Genomic DNA, 15722 nt, shown 5'->3' with positions numbered 1-15722 from the left:
ACGTGCATTTTTTCGAGTCATTCCAGAGTGCCGGGGTGCGCCGGTATCCGCCTCCCGAAAGGGATCCACGGTGTTCACCATGTGATCCGCGAGCCGCTCATCTGGACTAAAAGAACGAGTGCCGGACCGCTCATCTGAACGGGTGTCGGGCCGTGTTTCGGGCGGCTCAACACGCCGCTCAACACGACCCCACCCCCGCGATGGGCGAGGTATGGGCAACGTCTACAGTGGCGTGGTACGCGCGAGCCTTTACCGGATCTTCATGTCTGAACGTCCGACGCGGCTTGCTGGGAAGTCTCTGTCAGGGGTGTGCGTGACGGCCGTTGAATCCCGTCCAGCGGGAGCAATTGGGATGAGCTCTAGCCCAAGCCACCGGCCGCTCGGGGCCCGTGTCATGGCGTTCGTGGCGCTGACCAAGCCGCGAATCATCGAACTCCTCCTGATCACCACCGTTCCGGTGATGTTCCTCGCCGAGCAGGGGGTGCCCGACCTGTGGCTGGTCTTCGTGACCTGCCTGGGCGGCTACCTCTCCGCGGGCGGCGCGAACGCGCTCAACATGTACATCGACCGTGACATCGACGCCCTGATGGACCGTACGTCCCAGCGGCCCCTGGTCACGGGAATGGTGAGCCCCCGGGAGTGCCTCGCGTTCGGCATCGCGCTCGCGATCGCCTCGACGCTGCTCTTCGGCCTCGTCGTCAACTGGCTGTCCGCGTGGCTCGCCCTGGGCGCACTGCTCTTCTACGTGGTCGTCTACACGATGATCCTGAAGCGCCGCACCTCGCAGAACATCGTCTGGGGCGGCATCGCGGGCTGCATGCCGGTGCTCATCGGCTGGTCCTCGGTGACGAACTCCCTGTCGTGGGCCCCGGTCATCCTCTTCCTCGTCATGTTCTTCTGGACGCCGCCGCACTACTGGCCGCTGTCCATGAAGGTCAAGGACGACTACGCCCGCGTGGGCGTGCCGATGCTGCCGGTCGTGGCGTCGAACAAGGTGGTCGCCCGCCAGATCGTCCTCTACAGCTGGGTGATGGTCGCCGTCTCGCTGCTGCTGCAGCCCCTCGGCTACACCGGCTGGTTCTACACCGTGGTCGCCTTCGTGACCGGCGGCTGGTGGCTGTGGGAGGCGCACGGCCTCCAGAACCGGGCCAAGGCGGAGGTCACGGGCGGCAAGCTCAAGGAGATGCGGCTCTTCCACTGGTCGATCACCTACGTCTCGCTGCTGTTCGTGGCGGTCGCGGTGGATCCCTTCCTGCGCTGAGCCGCTGATCCCCTGAGCCGAAGACTCGCCGACGGGCGGGGCACGTGGTGTTGCACGCCACGTGCCCCGCCCGTCGCCAGTTGATCTACCCGTCGGTAGCATCCTGGCTATGGCAGACGTGGCAGAGACGCAGCAGGTTGAGGACAGCAAGCAGGCCGCCCGCGCGGAGAAGAAGGCGGCGAAGCTTGCCCGGCAGATCGGTGCCTTCGCCCAGGCACACGGCGGTGCCGAGGGGCAGGTCGCGTACATCGGGCACGAGGGCACCCGCATCGTCCTGGTCGGTGACGACGGCGGCTGGGGCGACCTGGTGGCCCCCACTTATGCGATCGCGCTGAGCGCCGTCGAGAAGGCCGGGATCACCGTCCACGAGGACTTCGACGGTGACTTCGCGGCCAAGGTGAAGACCGGTCCCTACGAATGGTCGCGCATGGCGGGCATTCAGCTCGGCGGTCCGAGCAACGGCTGAGGCGGTCGCGGCCGTCCAGGACAGAACGGCCGTGAGCAACACCTGACACCCGGGTCACCCGTTAGGACGGTAAGGAGCACGGTCCGTCCACAGGGAGTCCGGATGATCGAAACGCCGTCCCTGGTGGACCAGTACTGCCACGGAGTGCTGCGTACGGAGCTGGGCCTCGGCACCTTCGAGGCCCACCTCGGCCGCGGCGAGGGCCCGCCCGCGCCCGGCACCACCTTCTTCGACACCCAGACGGGCTTCGCCGTACGCCGCTGGTGCCCGCCGCTGCTCGGCCTCGAACCGCACTGCCCGCCCGCCCGCTACCTCGCCCGCCGACGTGATCTGGGCGTCCTCGAAGCGGGGCGGCGGCTGCTGCGGGGGAGCGGCATCACCACGTATCTCGTGGACACGGGGCTGCCCGGCGATCTGACCGGGCCCGGCGAGATGGCGACCGCCGGTGACGCCGACGCCCACGAGATCGTCCGCCTGGAATTACTGGCCGAACAGGTGGCCGACACCTCGGGCACCGTCGACTCGTTCCTCGCCAATCTCGCCGAGTCCGTGCACGCCGCCGCCGCGAACGCCGTCGCCTTCACCTCGGTCGCGGGCGTCCGGCGCAGTCTCGCGCTGGCCCCCGAACCGCCGGGACCCGGCGAGGTGCGGGGAGCGGCGGACCGCTGGCTCGCCCGGCGGCAGGTGGGCGGGGCGCTCCAGGACCCCGTGCTGCTCAGGCATCTGCTGTGGATCGCCGTCGCGTCGGGGCGGCCGCTGCAACTGCACGCGGGGGCCGGCGACCCGGAGGGGTACTTCGGCGGTTTCGCGCGGGCGACCGCGGGGCTCGGCACCGATCTGGTCCTGCTGCACGGCTATCCGTACCACCGCAACGCCGCGGACCTCGCGGCCCTCTTCCCGCATGTGTACGCCGATCTGGGCCCTGCCCTGGTGCGCACGGGGGCCCGCGCGGCCGCCGTGCTCGCGGAGATCCTGGAGCTCGCGCCCTTCGGCAAGCTGCTGTTCTCCAGCGGCGCGCACGGGCTTCCCGAACTGCACGTGGTGGGGGCGCGGCTCTTCGGGGAGGCGGTGGGGCGCGTGCTCGGCGGGTGGGTCGCGGAGGGGGCCTGGTCGCTGCCGGACGCGCAGCGGGTGGCGGGGCTCATCGCGGCGGGCAACGCCCGCCGTGTGTACGGGCTGTCGAAGGACGACTGACCCGCCGGGCTCAGACGGTCGAAAGCCGCGAGTCGCCGGTCTGGGAGGGCACGTCGGCGACGGTGTACGGCCGTTCGCGCAGCGAGAGCAGCACGCGCATCACGCCGATCCAGACCACGCAGGAGCCGAACATGTGCAGGCCGACCAGGACCTCGGGCAGGTCCGTGAAGTACTGGACGTAGCCGATCGCACCCTGGGCGAGCAGGATCAGGAACAGGTCACGGGTGCGGTGCAGCGGGCCCTTGGGGGCGTCGACGGCCTTGAGGACGAACCACAGGGCGAACGTCAGCGTCACCACGATCCACGCGAGCACGGCGTGCAGCTTGCTGACGGTCTCCCAGTCGAAGCCCATCCGCGGCACCTCGCTGGAGTCACCGGCATGCGGCCCCGAGCCCGTCACGACCGTGCCGACCGCGATGAGCAGCACGGACGCCGCGACGAGGAACCACACCAGTTGCGCCACGGCCTTGCCGACCAGCGGGCGTGCCTCGGAGTCACCTTCGCGGGTGCGCTGCCACATCGTGACGGCGACCGCGATCAGGGCGGTGGAGAGCAGGAAGTGCGCCGCGACCGTCCACGGGTTCAGGCCGACGAGGACCACGATGCCGCCGAGCACGGCGTTGCCCATGACCAGCCAGAACTGGATCCAGCCGAGCCGGGTCAGGCTGCGCCGCATCGGCTTCTGCGAGCGCGCCGTGATGATCGCCCAGCCGACGGCCGCGCACAGCACGTACGTCAGCATGCGGTTGCCGAACTCGATGAATCCGTGGAAGCCCATCTCGTGGGTGGCCGTCAGGGATTCGTCCGTGCACTTGGGCCAGGTCGGGCAGCCGAGGCCCGAGCCGGTCAGCCGGACGGCGCCGCCGGTGACCACGATGCACACCGTCATAGCGAGCGAGATGAGGGCGGCGCGCTGCACGGTCCGCTGCTGCGGGGTCCAGCGTTCGGCGATGAAGGCGAGCGGATTGCGCACGGCGGAGACGGCGTCGGCTCGGGTCACGTTTGGCACGGGCCCATCGTAGGGGGCCGCTTGTGCACGGCTTCACGAGGGGGACGTATCCGGGCCTTCTGTGACGCGGGTTACGCCGGATCTACTCCCAGCGGAAGAACTTGCCCGCCGCCCCGAGCCCCAACACCGCCCAGACCGCCAGGATCCCGAGGTCACCCCACGGCATTCCCGCGCCGTCCTGGAGCACGTCCCGCAGGCCGTCGGAGAGCGCCGAGATGGGCAGCAGGCCGAGCACCGACTGGGCGGCGTCGGGGAACTTGTCCAGAGGCACGATGACCCCGCCGCCGACCAGCAGGAGCAGGAAGACCAGGTTCGCGGCGGCGAGCGTCGCCTCCGCCTTGAGGGTGCCCGCCATCAGCAGGCCGAGGCCGGAGAAGGCCGCCGTGCCGAGGAGCAGGAGGAGCAGTACGGCGAAGGGGTTGCCCTGCGGCGACCAGCCCAGGGCGAAGGCGATCACCGTGAGCAGGGCGATCTGCAGGACCTCGGTGACAAGCACCGACAGGGTCTTCGCCGCCATCAGTCCCCAGCGGGGCAGTGGCGACGCACCGAGCCGCTTGAGCACGCCGTAGCGGCGCTCGAAGCCGGTGGCGATGGCCTGGCCGGTGAACGCCGTGGACATCACGGCGAGGGCGAGGATGCCGGGCGCGAGGAAGTCCACGGCCTTGCCGTCGCCCGTGTCGACGATGTCGACCGCGCTGAACAGCACGAGCAGGAGGGTGGGGATCACCACCGTGAGGAGGAGCTGCTCGCCGTTGCGCAGCAGCATCTTCGTCTCCAGGGCCGCCTGCGCCGCGATCATGCGGGGGAGCGGGGCGGCGCCCGGCTTCGGGGTGTACGTACCGGCGGCGCTCATCCGCGCAGCTCCTTGCCTGTGAGCTCCAGACTGTGCCTTCCCGGGGGACAACCCCCGGACCCCCGGCCGAAAGTCGAGTGGGCCAGGATCATGAGCGCAACTCCTTGCCGGTGAGCTCCAAGAACACGTCTTCCAGGGTGTGGCGTTCGACGGCGATCTTCTCCGGCATCACACCGTGCTGGGCGCACCAGGAGGTGACCGTGGCGAGCATCTGCGGGTCGACCGTGCCGCTCACGCGGTAGGCACCCGGGGTCAGCTCGGCCGCGGCCGAGTCCGGCGGCAGCGCCTTGAGCAGGGAGCCGACGTCGAGTCCGGGGCGCCCTGAGAAGCGCAGGGTGTTCTCGGCGCCGCCGCGGCACAGCTCCTCCGGCGTGCCCTCGGCGATGACCTTGCCCGCGTCGATGATCGCGACGTCGTCGGACAGTTGCTCGGCCTCGTCCATGTGGTGCGTGGTGAGGATGACGCTGACGCCGTCGGTGCGCAGATCGCGTACGAGATCCCAGGTGGCCCGGCGTGCCTGGGGGTCCAGGCCCGCGGTCGGCTCGTCCAGGAAGACCAGTTCGGGCCGTCCGACCACGGCCATCGCGAGCGCGAGGCGCTGCTGCTGGCCGCCGGACAGGCGCCGGTAGGTGGTGCGCCCGCAGCTGTCCAGGCCCAGGCGCTCGATCAGTGCGTCGACGTCCAGGGGGTGCGCGTGCAGCTTCGCCATGTGGCGCAGCATCTCGTCGGCGCGGGCGCCGGAGTAGACGCCGCCGGACTGGAGCATCACGCCGATGCGGGGGCGCAGGGCGCCGGCCTCGCGGACGGGGTCGAGCCCGAGGACGCGGACCGTGCCCGCGTCCGGCCTGCGGTAGCCCTCGCAGGTCTCGATCGTGGTGGTCTTCCCTGCGCCGTTCGGCCCGAGGACCGCGGTGACGGCGCCCGCGCGGACCCGCAGGTCGAGGCCGTCCACCGCGGTCTTCTTGCCGTACCGCTTGACCAGGCCGGTGACCTGGACGACGGACTCAATTCCCATGCCGGGAAGTCTAGAGAGCGGCCGGGGGGTCGCGGGCAGGGGGCTGCTACCCCGCCCACTCGGCACGCGAGCGGTGGGTGTCGAGCCAGCGCTCGGCGTACGCGACCGCGTCCGCCACCGGGAAGAGCCGGGCCGTCGCCGCGCCCACCGTGCCGCGCACCACGGGGCGGTCCCGCTCGTAGTCCGAGCCGAGCTCGTCGAAGCGCTCCTCGGAGATCGAGGGCTCGCGCACGGTCGTCCAGCGGCGGCCCTCCGGGGTCATCACCGCGAAGGAGTTCGACACCTGGGGAGCGGGGAGCCGGTACTCGGCCAGGTGGAAGGAGGTGCAGGAGGCGAAGCCGGCGCCGAGCAGCAGGACGCGGGCGCCCGACTCCTCCAGGCGGGCAAGCGGGCTTCGCTCACCGAGGCGGCAGTCCAGCGCGTGCCCCGCCAGGAGCGTCTGCGCGCGGGGGCCGACCGCGGCGAAGGAGGTCTGCGGGTGGGCGCTGCGCAGGGCGCCGGGCCAGGTCCGTACGGCCTCGGGGATCACGCCCATGCCCCGGGTGGGGGTGGTGAGCGGGTCGTACGCGGGGATGGACGCGCGGATCTCGGGCCACCAGGCCTCGGGGACGGGCGGGGCCTCCCACTCGGCGGGGTCGGAATTGTCGCTGGACTGCGTGGGGACCACGAGGGTGCCCTTTTGGCCCAGTGTGTCGAGGAGTGCCTGGACCACGGCCACCGGGCCGCCGCTGACCCAGCCGAGCGCGCTCAGCGAGGAGTGCACGAGGAGGGTCTCGCCGGGGCTCACGCCGAGCTCGCCGAGGTCCGCCGCGAGGGACGCTCGCGTACACAAAGGGCCGGTCGGAGGGGGTGTCGCCATGGTCAGGGAGTCTCCTCGCCGCTGCCGTCCGGCGCCACCGATTTGATCGATCAGTGATCATTCCCGCAGGTCAGCTTAGGTATGCCTAAGTGATGCAGTGCACCGGACCGTGATCCGGACGCGGGTTGTCAGGCTCTGAGGAATTACGCAACAATGGCGTTGTGAAAAACGTTGGCGAGGCTCCGCAGGAGGAACTCGCGACCGGGGAGCGGTCTACGCGCAACCGGGTCGCGCGCTCCATCCTGGACCACGGCCCCTCCACGGTGGCCGACCTCGCGGGCCGCCTCGGCCTGACCCAGGCCGCGGTGCGCCGCCACCTCGACACACTCGCCCACGAGAACGTCGTGGAGCCCCGTGAGCAGCGCGTCTACGGAGCACGCACCCGTGGCCGCCCCGCCAAGGTCTTCGCGCTCACCGACTGCGGCCGGGACGCCTTCGACCAGTCGTACGACAAGCTCGCCGCCGACGCCCTGCGCTGGATCAGCGAGCGGCACGGCGAAGGAGCGGTCGTCGAATTCGCCCGCGAGCGGATCGCCGCCCAGGCCGTGGCCTACCGGAAAGCCATCGACGCGGCTCCCCCCGAGCAGCGCACGGAGGCTCTCGCGAAGGCGTTGACCGCCGACGGGTACGCTGCTACGGCTCGCAGCGCGCCGGTGGGTGAGCAGCTGTGCCAGCACCACTGCCCGGTCGCCCACGTCGCCGAGCAGTACCCACAACTTTGCGAGGCGGAGACGGAGATCTTCTCCGCCCTCCTGGGGACGCACGTCCAGCGGCTCGCCACCATCGCCCACGGCGACGGCGTCTGCACGACGTTCATTCCCCGCAACACCCCACAGTCTTCACAGACCACCGATAAAGCATCCGCAAGCACGGCCGGGAGGAACCCCGCATGACGCTCCCCACGGAGACTGCCCACCCCGAACTCGAGGGTCTGGGCACGTACGAATACGGCTGGGCCGACTCCGACGTGGCCGGCGCGTCCGCCAAGCGCGGCATCAATGAAGACGTCGTCAAGGACATCTCGGCCAAGAAGTCCGAGCCCGAGTGGATGACGAAGCTGCGCCTCAAGGGCCTGCGGCTCTTCGGCAAGAAGCCCATGCCCAACTGGGGCTCGGACCTGTCGGGCATCGACTTCGACAACATCAAGTACTTCGTGCGGTCCACGGAGAAGCAGGCACAGTCCTGGGAGGACCTGCCCGAGGACATCAAGAGCACGTACGACAAGCTCGGCATCCCCGAGGCGGAGAAGCAGCGCCTCGTCGCCGGTGTCGCGGCCCAGTACGAGTCCGAGGTCGTGTACCACCAGATCCGTGAGGACCTGGAGGAGCAGGGCGTCATCTTCATGGACACCGACACGGCTCTGAAGGAGCACCCGGAGCTCTTCAAGGAGTACTTCGGCACGGTCATCCCGGTCGGCGACAACAAGTTCGCGTCGCTGAACACCGCCGTGTGGTCCGGCGGCTCGTTCATCTACGTCCCCAAGGGCGTGCACGTCGAGATCCCGCTCCAGGCCTACTTCCGCATCAACACGGAGAACATGGGTCAGTTCGAGCGGACCCTGATCATCGTCGACGAGGACGCCTACGTTCACTACGTCGAGGGCTGCACCGCGCCGATCTACAAGTCGGACTCGCTGCACTCCGCCGTGGTCGAGATCATCGTGAAGAAGGGCGGCCGCTGCCGCTACACGACGATCCAGAACTGGTCGAACAACGTCTACAACCTGGTCACCAAGCGCGCCGTGGCGTACGAGGGCGCGACCATGGAGTGGATCGACGGCAACATCGGCTCCAAGGTGACGATGAAGTACCCCGCCGTCTACCTCATGGGCGAGCACGCCAAGGGCGAGACCCTGTCCATCGCCTTCGCGGGCGAGGGCCAGCACCAGGACGCCGGCTCCAAGATGGTCCACATGGCGCCCAACACGTCCTCGAACATCGTCTCGAAGTCCGTGGCGCGTGGCGGTGGCCGCACCTCCTACCGCGGTCTCGTCGAGATCGGCGAGGGCGCGGCCGGATCGAAGTCGAACGTGCTCTGCGACGCGCTGCTCGTCGACACGATCTCGCGCTCCGACACGTACCCGTACGTCGACGTCCGCGAGGACGACGTGTCCATGGGGCACGAGGCGACCGTCTCCAAGGTCTCCGACGACCAGCTCTTCTACTTGATGAGCCGCGGCATGACGGAGTTCGAGGCCATGGCGATGATCGTGCGCGGCTTCGTCGAGCCGATCGCCAAGGAGCTGCCCATGGAGTACGCCCTGGAGCTGAACCGGCTGATCGAGCTGCAGATGGAGGGTTCGGTCGGTTAAGACCGGCCGCGACCCCCGCAGCAGCGACTGACTTCTTACGCAGAGAGAGAGCACGACGACAGCCATGGCTGAGGCTCAGAATATTCCGGTGGGGTCCACCACCGCCGGGTCCATCGCGGTGGCCGCCGAGTCCACCGTCGCCACTCGCATGAGCGCACCCCCGTCCTTCGACGTGGCGGACTTCCCGGTCCCCCAGGGTCGCGAGGAGGAGTGGCGGTTCACGCCGCTGGAGCGCCTGCGCGGGCTGCACGACGGCACGGCGGTCGCCACCGGCGGCATCCGCGTCGAGGTGACGGCCCCGGCCGGTGTGACGCAGGAGACCGTCGGCCGTGACGACGCGCGCGTCGGCAGGGCGGGCAAGCCCGTCGACCGCGTCGCCGCGCAGGCGTACACGTCCTTCGAGAAGGCCTCGGTCGTGTCCGTCCCCAAGGAGACGGTCCTCACCGAGCCGATCCGGATCGCCGTGCACGGCGAGGGTGGCACCGCCTTCGCGCACCAGGTCATCGAGCTCGGCGCGTTCGCCGAGGCGTTGGTCGTCATCGACCACACCGGCGACGCCGTGCTGGCCGCCAACGTCGACTTCATCGTCGGCGACGGCGCCAAGCTGACCGTCGTCTCCGTCCAGGACTGGGACGACAAGGCCGTGCACGTCGCGCAGCACAACGCGCTGATCGGCCGCGACGCCACCTTCAAGTCGGTCGTCGTGACCTTCGGCGGCGACCTCGTGCGCCTGCACCCCCGCGTCGAGTACGCGGGCCCGGGCGGCGAGGCCGAGCTCATCGGTCTGTACGTCACGGACGCCGGCCAGCACCAGGAGCACCGCCTCCTGGTCGACCACAACCAGCCGCACTGCAAGTCGAACGTCGTCTACAAGGGCGCGCTCCAGGGCGACGACGCCCACGCGGTGTGGATCGGCGACGTCCTCATCGAGGCCGCCGCCGAGGGCACGGACACGTACGAGATGAACCGCAACCTGGTTCTGACCGACGGCGCCCGCGTCGACTCCGTGCCGAACCTCGAGATCGAGACCGGCGAGATCGTCGGCGCCGGACACGCCTCGGCGACCGGCCGCTTCGACGACGAGCAGCTCTTCTACCTGCAGTCGCGCGGTATCCCGGAGGGCGAGGCGCGCCGCCTGGTCGTCCGCGGATTCTTCGCCGAGCTGATCCAGCAGATCGGCCTGCCCGACGTCGAAGAGCGCCTCCTCACCAAGATCGAAGAGGAGCTGGAGGCGTCGGCCGCATGACATTCGTACGCGCCTGTGGCCTGAGCGAGCTGGCGGAGGACACCCCGAAGCGGGTGGAACTCGACGGCACGCCGGTCTCGGTCGTCCACACCGAGGGCGAGGTGTTCGCGATCAACGACATCTGCTCGCACGCGAACGTCTCCCTCTCCGAGGGAGAGGTGGAGGACTGTCAGATCGAGTGCTGGCTGCACGGCTCCGCCTTCGACCTCCGCACCGGCAAGCCGTCCGGCCTCCCCGCGACGCGCCCCGTCCCCGTATACCCCGTAAAGATCGAAGGGGACGATGTGCTCGTCTCCGTCACCCAGGAGTCCTGAGGCACATGGCAACGCTTGAAATCCACGACCTGCACGTCACCGTCGAGGTCGAGAACGGCACCAAGGAAATCCTCAAGGGTGTCGATCTCACCGTGAAGCAGGGCGAGACGCACGCCATCATGGGCCCGAACGGCTCCGGCAAGTCGACTCTCGCCTACTCCGTGGCGGGCCACCCCAAGTACACGATCACCCAGGGCACGGTCACCCTCGACGGCGAGGACGTCCTTGAGATGTCCGTCGACGAGCGCGCCCGCGCCGGCATGTTCCTGGCCATGCAGTACCCGGTCGAGGTCCCCGGCGTCTCGGTCTCCAACTTCCTGCGTACGTCGGCGACGGCGATCCGCGGCGAGGCCCCCAAGCTGCGCACCTGGGTGAAGGAGGTCAAGTCCGCGATGGAGCAGCTCCAGATGGACCCGGCCTTCGCCGAGCGCAACGTGAACGAGGGCTTCTCCGGCGGTGAGAAGAAGCGCCACGAGATCCTCCAGATGGAGCTCCTCAAGCCGAAGATCGCGATCCTCGACGAGACGGACTCCGGCCTGGACGTCGACGCCCTGCGTCAGGTCTCGGACGGCGTCAACCGCGTCCGCGAGACCGGTGAGGTCGGCACGCTGCTGATCACGCACTACACGCGCATCCTGCGCTACATCAAGCCCGACTTCGTGCACGTCTTCGCGAACGGCCGCATCGCCGAGTCCGGCGGCGCCGAGCTCGCCGACAAGCTCGAGGCCGAGGGCTACGAGGCTTACACGAAGGGTGGCGTATCAGCGTGACAGCGGCCCACCAGGGGCTCACCGGCCTCCTCGACACCGAGGCGATCCGCAAGGACTTCCCGATCCTGGATCGCACGATCCACGACGGCAAGAAGCTCGTCTACCTGGACAACGCGGCGACGTCGCAGACGCCGCGCCAGGTGCTCGACGTACTCAACGAGTACTACGAGAAGCACAACGCCAACGTCCACCGCGGTGTGCACGTCCTCGCGGAGGAGGCCACGGCGCTCTACGAGGGCGCCCGTGACAAGGTCGCGGCGTTCATCAACGCGCCGAGCCGCGACGAGGTGATCTTCACGAAGAACGCCTCGGAGTCGCTCAACCTCGTGGCCAACATGCTGGGCTGGGCCGACGAGCCCTACCGCGTGGACCACGAGACCGAGATCGTCATCACGGAGATGGAGCACCACTCCAACATCGTGCCGTGGCAGCTGCTCTCGCAGCGCACGGGCGCGAAGCTGAAGTGGTTCGGTCTCACGGACGACGGCCGGCTCGACCTGTCCAACATCAACGAGGTCATCACGGAGAAGACGAAGATCGTCTCCTTCGTCCTGGTCTCGAACATCCTCGGCACGCACAACCCCGTCGAGGCGATCGTCCGCCGGGCGCAGGAGGTCGGCGCGCTCGTCCTCATCGACGCCTCGCAGGCCGCCCCGCACATGCCGCTGGACGTGCAGGCGCTGCAGGCCGACTTCGTGGCCTTCACCGGCCACAAGATGCTGGCGACGACGGGCATCGGCGTCCTGTGGGGACGGCAGGAGCTCCTGGAGGACCTCCCGCCCTTCCTCGGCGGCGGCGAGATGATCGAGACCGTGTCGATGAGCTCGTCGACGTACGCTCCCGCGCCGCACAAGTTCGAGGCGGGTACGCCCCCGGTCTCCCAGGCCGTCGGCCTGGGCGCGGCCGTGGACTACCTCTCCGCGATCGGCATGGACAAGATCGCCGCTCATGAGCACGCGATCACCGAGTACGCGGTCAAGCGCCTCCTGGAGGTCCCCGACCTCCGGATCATCGGCCCGGCATCGGCCGAGGACCGCGGCGCCGCGATCTCCTTCACGCTCGGCGACATCCACCCGCACGACGTGGGCCAGGTCCTGGACGAGCAAGGCATCGCGGTCCGCGTGGGTCACCACTGCGCCCGCCCCGTCTGCCTCCGCTACGGAATTCCTGCGACCACGCGAGCGTCGTTCTATCTGTACTCCACGCCCGGCGAGATCGACGTGCTCGTCGACGGCCTGGAGCACGTACGGAACTTCTTCGGCTGAGGGGCTGGCTGGGAACGTGAAGCTGGATTCGATGTACCAGGAAGTCATCCTGGACCACTACAAGCACCCGCACGGGCGCGGTCTGCGCGATGGCGACGCCGAGGTGCACCACGTCAACCCGACGTGCGGCGACGAGATCACGCTGCGCGTGAAGTACGACGGGTCGACGATCGCCGACGTGTCGTACGAGGGCCAGGGCTGCTCCATCAGCCAGGCCAGCGCATCCGTCCTGAACGACCTGCTGGTCGGGAAGGAGCTCGCCGAGGCGCAGAAGGTCCAGGAAGTCTTCCTGGAGCTGATGCAGTCCAAGGGCAAGCTGGAGCCGGACGACGCGATGGAAGAGGTCCTGGAGGACGCCGTCGCGTTCGCCGGGGTCTCCAAGTACCCGGCGCGTGTGAAATGTGCTCTGCTGAGCTGGATGGCGTGGAAGGACGCGACGGCGCAGGCACTCGGTACCGACGACGTCGCTGAGAGGAAGACCGCATGAGTGAGAACGGCACGCCGGAGACGCTGACCAAGCCGGCCTCCGAAGAAGAGGTCCGCGAGGCGCTGTACGACGTGGTCGACCCCGAGCTGGGTATCGACGTCGTCAACCTCGGCCTGATCTACGGCATCCACGTCGACGACGCGAACATCGCGACGATCGACATGACGCTCACCTCGGCGGCCTGCCCGCTGACGGACGTCATCGAGGACCAGGCGAAGTCCGCCACCGACGGCATCGTCAACGAGCTCCGGATCAACTGGGTCTGGATGCCGCCGTGGGGCCCGGACAAGATCACGGACGACGGCCGCGAGCAGCTTCGCGCGCTCGGGTTCAACGTCTGAGGGTCCGAGGGTTCAACGTCTGACGTGTGACAGGTAGTTCTGCTGGTTCGGCCCCCCGCGCTCGATGCGCGGGGGGCCGAACTGCGTTCCGCTCAGGGGGTGGGGCTCAGCGCGCCGTCCCGCTCGGCCTGGTCCTCGGCCGCGGCCTGCGCCAGCGTGTGCGCCAGGCCCTCCTTGCGGATGCGCTGGTCGATGTAGAGCACGGCGGTCACCAGGGGCAGGAACACGCTGGCGGCCAGTTGTGTGAGGAACGAGGCGACGAGGGTGAACACGGCGTACAGGCCGAACTGGGACCGCAGTTGGTCGAGCATGATCGTGGAGGTGGAGTCGCCCGCGTGCACCGGCGGCGGTGTCGGCGTGGCGAACTGCAGCGGCAGGCGCACCGCCAGGGACACCGCGCCCACGATCATCCCGGCGAGCAGCGAGATGCCGAACGTGCGCCACCAGGCGCCGCGGACCAGCCGTACGGACCGGCGCAGGGCCTGCAGCGGGCCGGCCGTCTCGAGGGACGCGGCCGCGGGGGCGAAGGCGAAGATGACGTAGAGCCAGGCCGCCAGCGGGGTCACCACGAGCAGCAGCAGGAAGATCAGGCCGAAGGGCACGGCGGACTGCGTCAGGACGGTGACGAAGAAGGAGACGAAGAGCAGTACGCACACGGCCGCGGGCAGCAGCAGGATCACGGCCAGGAGGACGGTCACGCCCATGACCGACGGCGTCCGCGACCACGCCCGGCGCCAGACCGCCGTGAACGTCGCCGGGCGGCCGAGCACCGCTTCGTGCAGCGTGGCCGCGCACGCGGCCTGGATGAACGAGTTGACGGCCAGCGTGGCGAGCAGGGTGAGCAGCCACACCGCGCCGAAGGCGATCAGAACGGGCCTGCCGTCGTCCCAGGAGAACGTGCCCCCGGGTTCGGACAGGGCGCTCCAGTGGTCCCGCACGCCGAGGTAGGCGATGACGGCCGCCGCTGTCATGACCACGGCCACCAGACCGTATGCCGCGGCCGCCGTGCCGAACAGCGGCTTCGCGTACCGCCGCATCGTGGCGAAGGTGCCGCCGAGGACGCGGTCGACGCCCAGCGGGGCGAGGGGGATGACGCCGGGCTTGGGCGGTGGGGGCGGCGGAGTCCAGCCGCCGTTCCAGCCCCAGCCGGGCGGACCGCCGTAGGGACCCGGCGGATACGGCCCCGGCTGTCCTTGCGGGCCCTGGGGGCCCTGCGGCCCGTGGGGTCCCTGTGGCCCCTGAGGTCCCCACCCCGATGCGTCTGACATCGCTCTCGTGCTCCGTCGTCTCTTGCGTCTCTGTGGCCCCCCACAGCGATCGCGTCACCTTAACCGGTGGGAACACCCGCGTTTGCGTACGCCCGTACACAACGATATGTACACTCGTACGCATGGGATACGGACTGCTCGCCGGGGCGATCATCGCGGAGGTGGCCGGGACGACGGCCATGAAGTACAGCGAGGGGTTCAGCAGGCTCTGGCCCTCGCTGATCACCGTCGTGGGCTATCTGATCGCGTTCACGCTGCTCGCGCAGACCCTGAAGACGCTGTCCGTCGGAACCGCGTACGCGATCTGGGCGGGGATCGGGACCGCCGCGGTCGCCGCCATCGGAATGATCTTCATGGGTGAGTCGGCCGGCCTCGCCAAGATCGCCGGGATCGTCCTCGTGATCGCGGGCGTCGTCCTGCTCAACCTCGGCGGAGCGCATTGATGGCCCGGCGCTACGACCCCGAGCGGCGCCAGCGGATCATCGACGCCGCGATCCGGGTGGTGGGCGACAAGGGGATAGGCGGACTCAGCCACCGCTCGGTCGCCGCGGAGGCCGACGTGCCGCTCGGTTCGACCACCTACCACTTCAAGACGCTCGACGACCTGCTGGTGGCCGCGATGCGGCAGGCCAACGAGGGGTTCGCCAAGGCGGTCACCGCGAGCGGCGCGTTCGAGGACCCGAGGGTCGATCTCGCCGGTGAGCTCGCCGGGCTGCTCGGCCAGTGGCTCGCCGGGGACCGCACGGAGCTCGAGCTGGAGTACGAGCTCTATCTGGCCGCCCTGCGCAAGCCCGCGCTGCGGCCCGTCGCCGCCGAGTGCGGGGAGGGGCTCGCCGTGGTCCTGCGGCGGCGCACCGACCCCGTCACCGCGCAGGCGCTCGTCGCGCTCGTGGACGGAATCTGCCTGCAGGTGCTGCTCACGGGCGTGCGGTACGACGAGGCGTACGCGCGCGAGGTGTTCCACCGGCTCGTTCCGTCGGGCAGCTGACCGCCGAGGGTGCTCCAGGGCACGCGGCGCCGGTGGACGGGTGGCCCGGAGGCTGAGACCGGTTCGCCCGCGCGG

18 protein-coding genes are annotated in these 15722 nt (G+C 69.5%); 13 read left to right on the top strand and 5 right to left on the bottom strand.

Going from position 1 to position 15722, the window contains the following annotated elements:
- Positions 1 to 307 precede the first annotated feature (307 nt).
- The 3 genes from AB0E78_RS00785 (at position 308) to AB0E78_RS00775 (ending at position 2921) form a co-directional block, all read left to right on the top strand.
- Positions 308 to 1261: a heme o synthase gene (locus AB0E78_RS00785; protein WP_361828423.1), complete on the top strand. Its 954-nt coding sequence runs from the start codon at positions 308 to 310 to the stop codon at positions 1259 to 1261.
- Positions 1262 to 1370: 109 nt separating this feature from the next.
- Positions 1371 to 1727, top strand: coding sequence for a hypothetical protein (locus tag AB0E78_RS00780; RefSeq protein ID WP_361826387.1), 357 nt, complete (start codon positions 1371 to 1373; stop codon positions 1725 to 1727).
- 102 nt (positions 1728 to 1829) lie between these two features.
- The gene (locus tag AB0E78_RS00775) at positions 1830 to 2921 is read left to right on the top strand and encodes an amidohydrolase family protein (protein ID WP_361826384.1); all 1092 of its coding nucleotides are present in this window, start codon (positions 1830 to 1832) and stop codon (positions 2919 to 2921) included.
- 10 nt (positions 2922 to 2931) lie between these two features.
- Here the strand turns inward: AB0E78_RS00775 and AB0E78_RS00770 are convergent, their stop codons facing one another.
- From AB0E78_RS00770 to AB0E78_RS00755, 4 genes are all read right to left on the bottom strand, one after another.
- A complete protein-coding gene (locus AB0E78_RS00770; RefSeq protein ID WP_361828420.1) occupies positions 2932 to 3921 on the bottom strand; it encodes a COX15/CtaA family protein in 990 nt (329 codons plus the stop codon).
- Positions 3922 to 4012: 91 nt separating this feature from the next.
- The gene (locus AB0E78_RS00765) at positions 4013 to 4783 is read right to left on the bottom strand and encodes an ABC transporter permease (RefSeq protein ID WP_361826382.1); all 771 of its coding nucleotides are present in this window, start codon (positions 4781 to 4783) and stop codon (positions 4013 to 4015) included.
- Positions 4784 to 4871: 88 nt separating this feature from the next.
- Positions 4872 to 5798: an ABC transporter ATP-binding protein gene (locus tag AB0E78_RS00760; RefSeq protein WP_361826379.1), complete on the bottom strand. Its 927-nt coding sequence runs from the start codon at positions 5796 to 5798 to the stop codon at positions 4872 to 4874.
- A gap of 46 nt (positions 5799 to 5844) precedes the next feature.
- Positions 5845 to 6657: an AAC(3) family N-acetyltransferase gene (locus AB0E78_RS00755; RefSeq protein WP_361826376.1), complete on the bottom strand. Its 813-nt coding sequence runs from the start codon at positions 6655 to 6657 to the stop codon at positions 5845 to 5847.
- A 161-nt stretch (positions 6658 to 6818) separates the two neighbouring features.
- Between AB0E78_RS00755 and AB0E78_RS00750 the strand changes: the two genes are divergently transcribed.
- The 8 genes from AB0E78_RS00750 (at position 6819) to AB0E78_RS00715 (ending at position 13391) form a co-directional block, all read left to right on the top strand.
- Entirely contained in the window at positions 6819 to 7550 is a 732-nt protein-coding gene (locus AB0E78_RS00750; protein WP_361826373.1) for a metalloregulator ArsR/SmtB family transcription factor, read from the top strand.
- Positions 7547 to 8968, top strand: a complete 1422-nt coding sequence (gene sufB / locus AB0E78_RS00745; RefSeq protein ID WP_361826370.1) for a Fe-S cluster assembly protein SufB — start codon at positions 7547 to 7549, stop codon at positions 8966 to 8968. The genes AB0E78_RS00750 and sufB overlap by 4 nt, the downstream gene beginning before the upstream one ends.
- Before the next feature lie 64 nt (positions 8969 to 9032).
- Positions 9033 to 10214, top strand: a complete 1182-nt coding sequence (gene sufD / locus AB0E78_RS00740; RefSeq protein WP_361826367.1) for a Fe-S cluster assembly protein SufD — start codon at positions 9033 to 9035, stop codon at positions 10212 to 10214.
- On the top strand, positions 10211 to 10528 hold the full coding sequence (locus AB0E78_RS00735) for a bifunctional 3-phenylpropionate/cinnamic acid dioxygenase ferredoxin subunit (RefSeq protein WP_361826364.1): 318 nt from the start codon (positions 10211 to 10213) through the stop codon (positions 10526 to 10528). Before sufD ends, AB0E78_RS00735 begins: the two co-directional genes overlap by 4 nt.
- A gap of 5 nt (positions 10529 to 10533) precedes the next feature.
- The gene (gene sufC, locus AB0E78_RS00730; protein WP_361826361.1) at positions 10534 to 11298 is read left to right on the top strand and encodes a Fe-S cluster assembly ATPase SufC; all 765 of its coding nucleotides are present in this window, start codon (positions 10534 to 10536) and stop codon (positions 11296 to 11298) included.
- Positions 11295 to 12563: a cysteine desulfurase gene (locus AB0E78_RS00725; RefSeq protein WP_361826358.1), complete on the top strand. Its 1269-nt coding sequence runs from the start codon at positions 11295 to 11297 to the stop codon at positions 12561 to 12563. The genes sufC and AB0E78_RS00725 overlap by 4 nt, the downstream gene beginning before the upstream one ends.
- 16 nt (positions 12564 to 12579) lie before the next feature.
- Positions 12580 to 13050: a Fe-S cluster assembly sulfur transfer protein SufU gene (sufU, locus tag AB0E78_RS00720; RefSeq protein WP_160504341.1), complete on the top strand. Its 471-nt coding sequence runs from the start codon at positions 12580 to 12582 to the stop codon at positions 13048 to 13050.
- Positions 13047 to 13391 (top strand): metal-sulfur cluster assembly factor, encoded by a 345-nt coding sequence (locus AB0E78_RS00715; protein ID WP_361826355.1) that lies wholly within the window; start codon positions 13047 to 13049, stop codon positions 13389 to 13391. Before sufU ends, AB0E78_RS00715 begins: the two co-directional genes overlap by 4 nt.
- A gap of 92 nt (positions 13392 to 13483) precedes the next feature.
- On the opposite strand, the gene AB0E78_RS00710 is transcribed toward AB0E78_RS00715, so the two are convergent.
- Complete coding sequence (locus AB0E78_RS00710) at positions 13484 to 14659, bottom strand: hypothetical protein (protein ID WP_361826353.1); 1176 nt, start codon at positions 14657 to 14659, stop codon at positions 13484 to 13486.
- A gap of 122 nt (positions 14660 to 14781) precedes the next feature.
- On the opposite strand from AB0E78_RS00710, the gene AB0E78_RS00705 reads away from it, so the two are divergent.
- Both AB0E78_RS00705 and AB0E78_RS00700 read left to right on the top strand, forming a co-directional pair.
- Positions 14782 to 15102 carry a multidrug efflux SMR transporter gene (locus AB0E78_RS00705; protein ID WP_361826350.1) on the top strand — a complete coding sequence of 107 codons (321 nt, stop codon included), beginning with the start codon at positions 14782 to 14784 and terminating at the stop codon, positions 15100 to 15102.
- On the top strand, positions 15102 to 15647 hold the full coding sequence (locus AB0E78_RS00700; protein WP_361826348.1) for a TetR family transcriptional regulator: 546 nt from the start codon (positions 15102 to 15104) through the stop codon (positions 15645 to 15647). Before AB0E78_RS00705 ends, AB0E78_RS00700 begins: the two co-directional genes overlap by 1 nt.
- The last annotated feature ends 75 nt before the right edge of the window (positions 15648 to 15722 follow it).

The sequence above is a fragment of the Streptomyces sp. NPDC032198 genome (genome assembly GCF_040636975.1).
Taxonomy (GTDB): Bacteria; Actinomycetota; Actinomycetes; order Streptomycetales; family Streptomycetaceae; genus Streptomyces.
The sequence above is the reverse complement of the archived record's forward strand: the minus strand, read 5'-3'. Positions and strand labels throughout refer to the sequence as shown.

Excerpts from the sequence above, each read along its gene's own strand:
- sufB (WP_361826370.1), top strand. The coding sequence starts at position 7,547 with ATGACGCTCCCCACGGAGACTGCCCACCCCGAACTCGAGGGTCTGGGC.
- AB0E78_RS00765 (WP_361826382.1), bottom strand. The coding sequence starts at position 4,783 with ATGAGCGCCGCCGGTACGTACACCCCGAAGCCGGGCGCCGCCCCGCTC.
- AB0E78_RS00715 (WP_361826355.1), top strand. The coding sequence starts at position 13,047 with ATGAGTGAGAACGGCACGCCGGAGACGCTGACCAAGCCGGCCTCCGAA.
- sufC (WP_361826361.1), top strand. The coding sequence starts at position 10,534 with ATGGCAACGCTTGAAATCCACGACCTGCACGTCACCGTCGAGGTCGAG.
- AB0E78_RS00710 (WP_361826353.1), bottom strand. The coding sequence starts at position 14,659 with ATGTCAGACGCATCGGGGTGGGGACCTCAGGGGCCACAGGGACCCCAC.
- AB0E78_RS00775 (WP_361826384.1), top strand. The coding sequence starts at position 1,830 with ATGATCGAAACGCCGTCCCTGGTGGACCAGTACTGCCACGGAGTGCTG.
- AB0E78_RS00780 (WP_361826387.1), top strand. The coding sequence starts at position 1,371 with ATGGCAGACGTGGCAGAGACGCAGCAGGTTGAGGACAGCAAGCAGGCC.
- AB0E78_RS00760 (WP_361826379.1), bottom strand. The coding sequence starts at position 5,798 with ATGGGAATTGAGTCCGTCGTCCAGGTCACCGGCCTGGTCAAGCGGTAC.
- AB0E78_RS00700 (WP_361826348.1), top strand. The coding sequence starts at position 15,102 with ATGGCCCGGCGCTACGACCCCGAGCGGCGCCAGCGGATCATCGACGCC.
- AB0E78_RS00735 (WP_361826364.1), top strand. The coding sequence starts at position 10,211 with ATGACATTCGTACGCGCCTGTGGCCTGAGCGAGCTGGCGGAGGACACC.
- AB0E78_RS00755 (WP_361826376.1), bottom strand. The coding sequence starts at position 6,657 with ATGGCGACACCCCCTCCGACCGGCCCTTTGTGTACGCGAGCGTCCCTC.
- sufD (WP_361826367.1), top strand. The coding sequence starts at position 9,033 with ATGGCTGAGGCTCAGAATATTCCGGTGGGGTCCACCACCGCCGGGTCC.
- AB0E78_RS00705 (WP_361826350.1), top strand. The coding sequence starts at position 14,782 with ATGGGATACGGACTGCTCGCCGGGGCGATCATCGCGGAGGTGGCCGGG.